Source organism: Streptomyces sp. NPDC051172 (genome assembly GCF_040682555.1).
Classification (GTDB): Bacteria; Actinomycetota; Actinomycetes; order Streptomycetales; family Streptomycetaceae; genus Streptomyces.
In genome coordinates this window covers 17502-27674 of record NZ_JBFBBE010000116.1, presented here as the reverse complement: position 1 = coordinate 27674, position 10173 = coordinate 17502, and the positions used below count along the sequence as shown (strand labels likewise).

General features: G+C 71.7%; 7 protein-coding genes and 1 pseudogene. 3 read left to right on the top strand and 5 right to left on the bottom strand.

Going from position 1 to position 10173, the window contains the following annotated elements; all coding sequences use genetic code 11:
* Window positions 1–95 precede the first annotated feature (95 nt).
* Together AB0N07_RS41175 and AB0N07_RS41170 are read right to left on the bottom strand one after the other, a co-directional pair.
* Complete coding sequence (locus tag AB0N07_RS41175) at window positions 96–302, bottom strand: hypothetical protein (RefSeq protein ID WP_365844336.1); 207 nt, start codon at window positions 300–302, stop codon at window positions 96–98.
* A complete protein-coding gene (locus AB0N07_RS41170; RefSeq protein WP_365844334.1) occupies window positions 299–1282 on the bottom strand; it encodes a TIGR01777 family oxidoreductase in 984 nt (327 codons plus the stop codon). The genes AB0N07_RS41175 and AB0N07_RS41170 overlap by 4 nt, the downstream gene beginning before the upstream one ends.
* A 345-nt stretch (window positions 1283–1627) precedes the next feature.
* Here AB0N07_RS41170 and AB0N07_RS41165 point away from each other — a divergent pair, with 345 nt between their 5' ends.
* Window positions 1628–3658 carry an NPCBM/NEW2 domain-containing protein gene (locus AB0N07_RS41165; RefSeq protein ID WP_365844332.1) on the top strand — a complete coding sequence of 677 codons (2031 nt, stop codon included), beginning with the start codon at window positions 1628–1630 and terminating at the stop codon, window positions 3656–3658.
* A 53-nt stretch (window positions 3659–3711) separates the two neighbouring features.
* Here the strand turns inward: AB0N07_RS41165 and AB0N07_RS41160 are convergent, their stop codons facing one another.
* Window positions 3712–4659 carry an ROK family protein gene (locus AB0N07_RS41160; RefSeq protein ID WP_365844330.1) on the bottom strand — a complete coding sequence of 316 codons (948 nt, stop codon included), beginning with the start codon at window positions 4657–4659 and terminating at the stop codon, window positions 3712–3714.
* Window positions 4660–4982: 323 nt separating this feature from the next.
* Here AB0N07_RS41160 and AB0N07_RS41155 point away from each other — a divergent pair, with 323 nt between their 5' ends.
* Both AB0N07_RS41155 and AB0N07_RS41150 read left to right on the top strand, forming a co-directional pair.
* Entirely contained in the window at window positions 4983–5969 is a 987-nt protein-coding gene (locus tag AB0N07_RS41155; RefSeq protein ID WP_365844328.1) for a LacI family DNA-binding transcriptional regulator, read from the top strand.
* A gap of 7 nt (window positions 5970–5976) precedes the next feature.
* Window positions 5977–6720 (top strand): annotated as a pseudogene (locus tag AB0N07_RS41150) (hypothetical protein); the annotation flags it as partial.
* Between the two features lie 24 nt (window positions 6721–6744).
* Here the strand turns inward: AB0N07_RS41150 and AB0N07_RS41145 are convergent.
* Entirely contained in the window at window positions 6745–8613 is a 1869-nt protein-coding gene (locus AB0N07_RS41145) for a protein kinase (protein ID WP_365844327.1), read from the bottom strand.
* Between the two features lie 96 nt (window positions 8614–8709).
* Window positions 8710–10014: an aldolase/citrate lyase family protein gene (locus AB0N07_RS41140; protein ID WP_365844325.1), complete on the bottom strand. Its 1305-nt coding sequence runs from the start codon at window positions 10012–10014 to the stop codon at window positions 8710–8712.
* Between the last annotated feature and the right edge of the window lie 159 nt (window positions 10015–10173).

Here is a 10173-nt window from a genome sequence, read left to right as displayed (position 1 = left end):
GCAACCCCCCCCCCGTGGGGGCGGCCCCCCCGGGGGGCGCGGTCCCCCTGCTCCCGGGCCACGGGCGCCCGGATTCGGCCGGGTCCGCGTCGGTGCTACTCACCGAGGGCCTTGCCGGGGCCGGCGAGGCCCTCGCCCCCGGTCGTGTGGGTGACCGTGCCGACGGTGTCCTCGACGCCCAGGTCGCCGAGCGTCTGGTGATCACCGAGCACCTGGTGGTCGGCGTGTTGCGAGGGGGTGATGGCCGCGACGACGAACCCGGTCGCGAGGGAGGCGATGGCGAGCATGCTGCGTTTCTTCATGCCCGGTTCAACTGTGAAACCGCCCGCGGGTCACGCCCTCGTCCGCCGCGCACCTGGCGTACCAGGTCGGCGGCGGCCTCGGGCCACCCGGCGTATGCGAAGGCGAACCCCGCTTCGAGCAGGCGGCCGGGGACGACGCGGCGGCTCTTCAGCAGGAGTTCGGTGTCCGAGCGCAGGGCGAAGGCGCCGAGTTCCGCCATCCAGCGCGTGGCGGGCAGCCCGACCGGCATGCCCCAGGCAGTGCGCAGGGCCCGCATGAAGGCGCGGTGCGGCAGCGGCCCGGGAGCGGCGAGGTTCACCGGCCCGGCGAGGTCGTCCCGGTCGACGAGGAACTCCACCGCGCGGACGAAGTCCCGCTCGTGGATCCAGGACACGTACTGCGCACCTCCCGCGACCGGGCCGCCGAGGCCGAGCCGGGCCAGCCGTAGCAGGACGTCGAAGACTCCGCCGCGATCGGGGCTCATCACCATGGCGGACCGCAGGGCGACCTTGCGGGTGCGGGGCGTGTCGGCGTCCTCCTGCGCCCGTTCCCAGTTCTTGGCGATCTCCACGCTGTAGGCCCAGTAGCCGGGGACGCCGGGCTCACTGCCGCCGATCATGCCGGCCGCCTCGTCGTTGGGCGCGTCGAAGCGGTGGGCGTACACCGTGGCCGTACTCATCTGGAGCCAGACGCGGGGCGGCTGCGCGGCGGAAGCGATCGCCTCGCCCACGATGCGGGCCGAGTTCACCCGGGAGTCCATCATGGCCTTCAGATTGGCCGGGGTGTACCGGCAACTGACGCTGCGCCCCGCCAGGTTGATCACGACGTCGCTGCCGGTGATCTCCTCGGCCCAGGGACCCAGATGCTCGCCGTCCCAGCGGACCTCGCCCTCGCGCACCGGCCGCCGGGTGAGGATCACGACCTCGTGACCGGCGGCCGTCAGCGCGCGCCTCAGGATCGTGCCGACCTGCCCCGTCCCACCGGGAATGACGATCTTCATCGGGCTTCCCCCTTCGTGTGGCGGAAGCCTAACCCAGAAACTTGAACACGTTCAAAATATCTTGCCGAGATTCCGCCGGAACATCGGATGACCAGCCATGCCTTGGGCTGGACCAATGATCGAACGATAACTACGCCCGTCACCCCACCGGAGTGCCACCCAACAGAACCGAACGCGCGGCTTGGACCTCGCCAGTACATGCACCGAGTCAACAGCCCTGACGGGATGTCGAACAACCGGCATCCACTCTCTTCCAACACAGTCCGACACGTCCTACCGTAATCCTGCAGCGATGACGCGAACATGACCTCATCCCACCTTTCGTGTGCCCGGAGGAACGTAACGATGCGTCACCTTCCCAACCGCACAACCCATCGAAGAGTGGTCGGAGCGCTCACCGCAGGGCTGCTGTGCGCCGCGGGACTCGCCGTGCCCGCCCTGGCGGCACCCACGACCGCGCCCGCCGCCCCCACCGCGCCCGCCCTGGCCGACGGCCTCGCCCTGACCCCGCCGATGGGCTTCAACAACTGGAACTCCACGCACTGCCGTGCCGAGTTCAACGAGTCCATGGTCAAGGGAATCGCGGACCTCTTCGTCGAGAAAGGCCTCAAGGACGCCGGATACCAGTACGTCAACCTCGACGACTGCTGGGCCCTGCCGGCCCGGGACGCGGACGGCAAGCTCGTACCCGATCCGGCCCGCTTCCCGAACGGGATCAAGGCGGTCGCCGACTATGTTCACGCCAAGGGGCTCAAACTCGGCATCTACACCAGCGCGGGCACGAAGACCTGCAACAGCGCCGGATTCCCGGGGGCGCTCGGTCACGAGTACAGCGACGCCCGGCAGTTCGCGGACTGGGGCGTGGACTACGTCAAGTACGACAACTGCAATAACCAAGGCGTGGACGCCAAGGTGCGCTACACGACCATGCGCGACGCTCTCAAGGCGACCGGCCGGCCGATCGTCTACAGCATCTGCGAATGGGGTCAGAACAAACCCTGGGAATGGGCGGCCGACGTGGGCCACTTGTGGCGTACGACGGGCGACATCAGCGACAACTGGGGCTCGATGCTGTCCATTCTCAAGGAGAACCTGCCGCTCGCGCCGTACGCAGGCCCCGGGCACTGGAACGACCCCGACATGCTGGAGGTCGGCAACGGCGGCATGACGGACACCGAGTACCGCACGCACTTCTCGATGTGGTCGATCATGGCCGCGCCACTACTCATCGGCTCCGACCTGCGCAAAGCTTCCCAGACGACCTTCGACATCCTCGACAACAAGGAGGTCGTCGCCGTCGACCAGGACCCGCTGGGCAAGCAGGGCACGGTCGTCTCCTCCCAAGGCGGGCGCTGGGCCGTCGCCAAGGAGATGAAGGACGGCAGCCGCGCGGTGGCCCTCTTCAACGAGTCCGGAACCGCCCAGCACATCAGCACCACCGCCAAGGCCGTGGGCCTGCCCGCCGCCGACGCCTACACCCTGCGCGACCTGTGGCAGCACAGGAGCTACAACACCGCCGGCACCATCTCGGCGAACGTACCGGCGCACGGCACGGTCCTGGTACGCGTCTTTGCCGACCCCAAGTGGGCCGTGAACCCTCCCGCCGTCGAACTCGGCCTGGACAGCAGCCCGTTGGTCGAAGCGGCCAAGGCGGCCGCACTGACGTCGACCGTCACCGACCTGGGCCGTACGCCCGCGCAGCGCGTGTCCGTCTCGCTGACCGGGCCCCGGGGCTGGGCGGTCGAGGCGACCTCGCGGACCACGGCCGCCTCGCTGCCGACGGGCCGCTCCCTGCGCACCCAGTGGTCGCTCACCGCCCCGGCGGGGACGCCGGCAGGGTCGTACGGCCTGATACTCAAGGCGAGTTACCGCTCGGCGAGCGGTGACCGCGTCGACAGCTCGCTCCCGCTGACCGCGTCCGTCGTCGTGCCACCGCCATCGGGGACGTCCGGACTCGGCGACCTGCCGTGGCTGTCGGCCACGAACGGGTACGGTCCGGTCGAGCGCAACACCAGCAACGGGGAGAGCGCCGCGGGCGACGGCCACCCCCTCACCATCGGCGGCGTGGTGTACGGAAAGGGACTCGGCGTCCACGCGGAGAGCGCCGTCGAGTACTACACCGGCAAGGTGTGCAGGACGGTCACCGCCGATGTCGGCGTCGACGACGAGAAGGGCGCGAACGGCACCGTCGCCTTCGAGATCTGGGCCGACGGCACCAAGGTCGCCTCGACCGGCGTCCTGACCAATGCGATGCCCGCCCAGCCGCTCACCGCCGATGTGACCGGCGCCCAGGTGGTCCGCCTGGTCGTCACCGACGGCAGCGACGGCATCGACTCGGACCATGCGGACTGGGCGAACGCGCAGTTGACCTGCTGAGTCCGCTGCGGTGGCCCGACAGCCCACGTGAACGTTCCGGCCGTGCACGCCCCTCAGACCGCGGCCGCGTCCGCCCGCTTGGCGAGCGCGGCCGCGGCCGCCCCGACCAGCCCTGCGTCCGTGCCCATCTGGGCCGGCGTGATCTCCAGACGCTGCACGAAGGACAGGGTCGCGTAGTCGCCGAGGGCCTTGCGCAGTGGGGTGAACAGCACGTCGCCCGCCTTCCCGACTCCCCCGCCGATCACCGCGATGTCGATCTCGACGAGCGTGGCGGTGGCCGCGATGCCGGCGGCCAGTGCCTGGGCCGCGCGCTCGAAGGAAGCGAGAGCGACCGGGTCCCCGGCGCGGGCGGCGGCGGCCACCGCGGCCGCGGAGGTGTCGCCGTCGGGGCCTGGCCGCCAGCCGTTCTCCAGGGCGCGGCGGGCGATGTTGGGGCCGCTCGCGATGCGTTCGACGCAGCCGCGCGAGCCGCACGGGCACTGGTCGCCGTCGAGATCGACGCTGATGTGGCCGATATGGCCCGCGTTGCCGGTGGGACCGGGGTGCAGCTGACCGTTCAGGACCAGGCCGCCGCCGACACCCGTGGAGACCACCATGCACAGCGCGTTGTCGTGGCCGCGGGCGGCGCCCTGCCAGTGCTCGGCCGCCGTGATCGCCACGCCGTCACCGATCAGCTCGACCGGCAGCCCCCCGGCCGCGTCCTGGACCCGCCGTACGAGGGGATAGTCGCGCCAGCCGGGCACGTTGACCGGGCTCACCGTGCCCGCGGAGGCGTCCACGGGGCCGGCGCTGCCGATCCCGAGCGCCGTGGCGCGGCCCCACAGGGGTGCGGCGGTCAGCTCGCCGAGGACCTCCCGCACGGCACCCATCACGGTCTCGCCGTCCTGCTGCGCGGGCGTCGCACGCTGAGCGCGCACCACGATCTGGCCGTGGCCGTCCACCAGCGCCCCGGCGATCTTGGTGCCGCCGATGTCGAGCGCTGCCACGAGGTCGGTGTGCATCAGTGTCGGATCTCCCCGAAAACCATCGGATCCCCGTCGGCCAGGGGAAGTTCCCCCTTCAACCGCGGAGATGGGCGGGCCGGTCTGACGGTGGGGGCGCAGGCCGGAGATTGCGGTGGACAGTCTCTCGTGCATATGACAACGTTGTCCAGGCTCTATGCTCGACGCCACATCCTCATACAAACTCATGGTCTGACGCATCCCCGTGGACGAGACCCGCGGACGAGACCCGTGGACGAGACAGGACAGGACAGCGCATCGTGCCCGAGACCGCTCGCCGAACAGCCCCCCTCTCCGCAACGCGTTACGGCAACCGTCCCACCATGAAGGACGTGGCGGCGCGCGCCGGGGTGGGCCTGAAGACCGTCTCCCGCGTGGTCAACGGCGAGCCCGGCGTCACCCCGGAGACCGAGCGCCGCGTCCAGGAGGCCATCGACGCGCTCGGCTTCCGCCGCAACGACAGCGCGCGTGTGCTGCGCAAGGGCCGCACCGCCAGCATCGGCCTGGTCCTGGAGGACCTCGCCGACCCGTTCTACGGCCCCCTCAGCCGCGCCGTCGAGGAGGTGGCCCGCGCGCACGGCGCCCTGCTGATCAACGGCTCCAGCGCCGAGGACCCCGATCGCGAGCAGGAGTTGGCGCTGGCCCTGTGCGCGCGGCGGGTGGACGGCCTGGTGATCATTCCGGCCGGCGACGACCACCGCTATCTGGAGCCGGAGATCAGGGCGGGTGTCGCCACGGTGTTCGTCGACCGGCCCGCCGGGAAGATCGAGGCCGATGTCGTCCTGTCCGACAACTACGGCGGCGCCCGCGACGGCGTCGCCCACCTCATCGCCCACGGCCACCGCCGGATCGGCTTCATCGGCGACATGCCCCGTATCCACACGGCCGCCGAGCGGCTGCGGGGCTACCGGGCCGCCATGGAGGACGCGGGCATCCCGGTCGAGGACTCCTGGATGTCCCTTGGTGTCACGGACCCGCAGCGGGTGCGCCGGGCCGCCGAGGAGATGCTCTCCGGGCCCTCCCCGGTCACCGCGGTCTTCGCGGGCAACAACCGTGTGACGGTCACCGTGGTCCGGGTCCTCGCCGAGCAGCCCCGCCGCATCGCCCTGCTCGGCTTCGACGACTTCGAACTCGCCGATCTGCTGCAGCCGGGCGTCACCGTCGTCGCCCAGGACGCGGCCGCTCTCGGGCGCACCGCCGCCGACCGCCTCTTCCGCCAGCTGGACGGCACTCTGCTCACCCCGGAGCGCATCGAGCTGCCGACCCGGCTGATCACCCGCGGTTCGGGCGAGCTGCCGCCGGCGGACTGAGCCGCCCGTGGACGGTGAAGCGGACCACAGCCTCGAAGCGCTGGGCCTCGCGGTGGCCCCGCGGAACCACCCGCTGCTCTACCCGGGGGCCTGGCCCAGGCGGTCCGGGCTCCTCGACGGCGACCGGTTCCTGCCCCTCGACCGCCTGGTGCACCAGGACCGCGTCCCCGTGGTGGCGGTCGGCTCCAACGCCTGCCCGGGCCAACTGCGCCACAAAATGGACGAGTCCGGGATCAGCTCGCCCGTCCCGATGGTGCGCGCCCGGGTCACCGGCATCGACGTGGGCGTCTCCGCCCACGTCAGCCGACTGGGCTATGTGTCCGCGTCACCGGTCGAGGCGCCCGGCACCGTGCGGGAGTTGTTCGTGACCTGGCTGGACGCCGGGCAACTCGCGATGATCGACGCGAGCGAGGGCGTGCCGCTGCGGTACGGCAACTTCCGGCGCGCCTGGCTGCGGGAGCCGCAGGTTCGGATCGAGTTGGAGGACGGAGCGCGGCTGCCCGGTGCGTACATCTATGTCAACCGCCGCGGAGTCCTGCGCAAAGGCTCGGGGGCGCCTCGCCGGCCGGTCGCTCAGCGGGTGCTGCTCACCGAACTCCTCGTCGGTTCGGCCCGGTTGAGGGAGCTGTTCGGTGCCACACCCGAGGAGTTCTGCACGCGCGCGCGTGCCGACGCGGAGCTGTGCGAGCGGGGCACCCGGGTGTTCGCCGAGGAGAAGCTGGTGACGGAGTCGGGGCTGGAACGGTACGTGGCGGACGAATGAGCGTGACGGGCGTCAGCAGACCGGGAGTCCGGGGATCGGCTGGTCGTTGTCGCCGCCCTTGACGTAGACGTCGCTGATGTAGACGTTCGTGTTGCCGCTGTCGTCGTCCGTCTTCGCCCACCAGACGTTGGTCCACTGCCCGTATGTCTCGCGCCGGCCCAGGTTCTGCTGGCAGTAGAAGTAGTTGGTGCCGGCACCCAGGACGCCGACCTCGGTGCCGGAGGCGGTGTAGGACTTGGCGGTGTGCCACACCGTGCAGTTGTACTTGCCGCCGCCTATGGAGGTGCAGGCCGGTGCCGGGGTGGTCGCGCCCCCTCCGACCGTCGTACCGCCGCTGCCGGTGGTGCCGCCTGAGGTAGTGCCGCCCGTGGTACCGCCGCCGGTGGTGCCACCGCCCGGGGACTTCGCCGTGGACGAGGACGAGGCCCGGCTCGTCGGCGTGACCCCGCCCTTCCGACCGGCGGTCTTCGCCGGCGACGGGGTCTTCTTGTCGCCCTGTTCCGTCGGCTTGGGGCCGTCCGAGTGGTCGGCGTCGGTGCGGTCGGTGACGGACGCGGACGCCTGGGCATCCGAACGGGACGCGGAGGTGCGCGTGTGCGCTTCCGTGTTCCGGGTGTTCAGCAGGGCGACGGTGCCGCCGGCCGCCGCGAGGACGACGGTGACGGCCGCGGCGGCGAGCAGGGCGCGGCCCTTGCGGCGCGGGGAGGTCGACGGGGATATGGGCCCGGTGGGGGCCGTCGCCAGGTCCGGTGCCGGGTTCTGCGGTGCGGGCGGGCCGAAGCCCGGCGTCGCGTGTGCGGCAAACGGCGCGGGGTTGGAGCCGGGCGCCGCCTGGTCGTGCCGTGCGGTCGGGTCGGAGCCGGGCGGCACCGGCCCGCGCCGCTCGGTGGGAGCGGAACCCTGCGCCGCTCCTCCCATGAGGAACCCGGGAGGCAGCGACGGGACGTCGGGTTCCGTCTGCGCCCTCGGCGCCGTGCGATCGCGCAGGGTCGTCGTGGGCGTGTCCGTACCGCCCGCGTCCGCCACCGCCTGCAGCAGAGCGCGTCCCCGCTCGGCCTCCGGGCGGGTCTCGGGCCGCTTGTCCAGCAGTTGCTGGAGTACGGGGGTGAGCGGGCCGGCACGCTCCGGCTCCCGGAGGGGCTCGGTGACGATCGCGGTGAGCGTGGAGTACGTCGACGTGCGGCGGAAGGGCGAGGAGCCCTCGACGGCCGCGTACAACGTGGCTCCCAGGGCCCAGACGTCGGAGGCCGGGCTCGCCTCGGCGCCCTGGGCCCGCTCGGGCGCCAGGTAGTCCAGGGAGCCGACGAGCGCACCACTGCGGGTAAGGTGGGCGGTCGCGCCGTCGCCCGGGTCGTCCATGGCCGCGATGCCGAAGTCGGTCAGGACGACCCGGCCGGACCCCTCGAGCAGGATGTTCCCGGGCTTCACGTCACGGTGCAGGACGCCGGCCCGGTGGGCGGCCGCCAGCGCGTCCATCACCTTGGCGCCGATGCCGGCGGCCTCGACCGGGTCGAGGGAGCCGCGCTCGCGCAACACCTGCTCCAGGGACGGCCCGTCGACCAGTTCCATGACGATGAGCGGACGGCCGTCGACCTCGGTCACGTCGTGCACGGCGACGACTCCGGGGTGACGCACCCGGGCCGCCGCCCGGGCCTCGCGCTGCATCCGCAGCCGGAGGTCGGCGAGTTCGGGCCCGTCGGCGTCGGAGTAGGTGCGCAGTTCCTTGACGGCGACCTCACGGCCCAGCACCTCGTCGACGGCTCTCCAGACCACTCCCATGCCGCCGCGCCCGAGTTGGGCCACCACGCGATAGCGCCCCGCCAGCAGCCGACCGGTCCCGTCGCCCTGGTTGTTCCCGCCTGAGGTCTCCCCCGAAGACACCGCACGCCCCGTTCCTGTGACACGTCAATGCGTGCCGTACAGACTACGGGGCGGGGGTGACAACGCCAGCCGGTGGTGACTGCTGTGACGGGTCCGCTACTTGGCGGACGCGGTCAGGTCGCCGCGCCGGGGTGCCGCGAAGCCCTCCAGATCGGCACGAGTCAGACCGGTCACCCGGGCGACCTCGGCGATGTCCAGCGCGCCGCAGTCCAGTCCGCGCAGCAGATAGCCGCTGAGGGCCTTGGCGGTGGCGGGCTCGTCCATGACGTCACCGCCGGCCCGGTTGGCGTACCGCGCGAGGCGGGCGGCGGCCTGCTCGAAGCCCTCGCGGTAGAAGGCGAAGACGGCCGCGTACCGGGTGGGGATGTGGCCGGGATGCATGTCCCAGCCCTGGTAGTAGGCGCGGGCTAGCGCGCGGCGGGTGAGGCCGTAGTGCAGGCGCCAGGCGTCGTGGACCTTCTCGGTCGGGCCCACGGGCAGCACGTTGGTCGAGCCGTCCGAGACCCGGACACCCGTTCCGGCCGCCGCGACCTGCATGATCGCCTTGGCGTGGTCGGCGGCCGGGTGGTCGCTGGCCTGGTGGGCGGCGGAGACGCCGAGGCAGGCGCTGTAGTCGAAGGTGCCGTAGTGCAGTCCGGTGGCGCGGCCCTCGGCGGCCTGGATCATGCGGGCGACCGTGGCGGTGCCGTCGGTGGCGAGGATGGACTGGCTGGTCTCGATCTGGATCTCGAAGCCGATCCGGCCGGGCTCGAGCCCGCGCGCCTTCTCGAAGGCCTCCAGGAGCCGCACCATGGCGGTGACCTGCTCGGCGTACGTCACCTTGGGCAGCGTCAGCACCAGCCCGTCGGGCAGCCCACCGGCCTCCATCAGGCCGCTGAGGAAGATGTCGAGGGTGCGGATGCCCCGGTCGCGTACGGGCGCCTCCATGCACTTCATGCGGATGCCCATGTACGGGGCCGCCGTCCCCTCCGCATACGCCTGGGCGATCAGCCGCGCCGCGCGGGCCGCCGCCTCGTCCTCCTCGTCGTCCGGGCGGGGGCCGTAGCCGTCCTCGAAGTCGACGCGCAGGTCCTCGATGGGCTCACGCTCCAGCTTGGCGCGCACACGCGCGTGGACGGGCTCGGCGAGTTCGTCGGACAGGCCGAGGACGGCCGCGAAGGAGGCGGCGTCCGGGGCGTGTTCGTCGAGGGCCGCAAGGGCCTGGCCGCCCCAGGAGCGGATGGTGTCGGCGGCGAAGACGTCACCGGGGACGTAGACGGTGTGGACGGGCTGGCGGGTGCCGGGGTCCCCCGGGTAGCGACGCTCCAGTTCGGCGTCGACCGGGGCGAGGGAGGCGCTGATCTCCTCGCTGATCGCGCCCGCGAGGCTCGTCGCCACCTTCTCCTGCTGGCCCTGACCCATCCCATACCCTCCTGTTTTCCACTGTACGGAATCAACAATCCGTAGAATGAAGTTATCCGGGCACCTTCCGATGGTCAACACCATGCCCACGGGGAGCAACCCCGCGATCTCGGCATGTTCACGCTCATCTCACACCCGGGTATGACACTTCCCTACGCA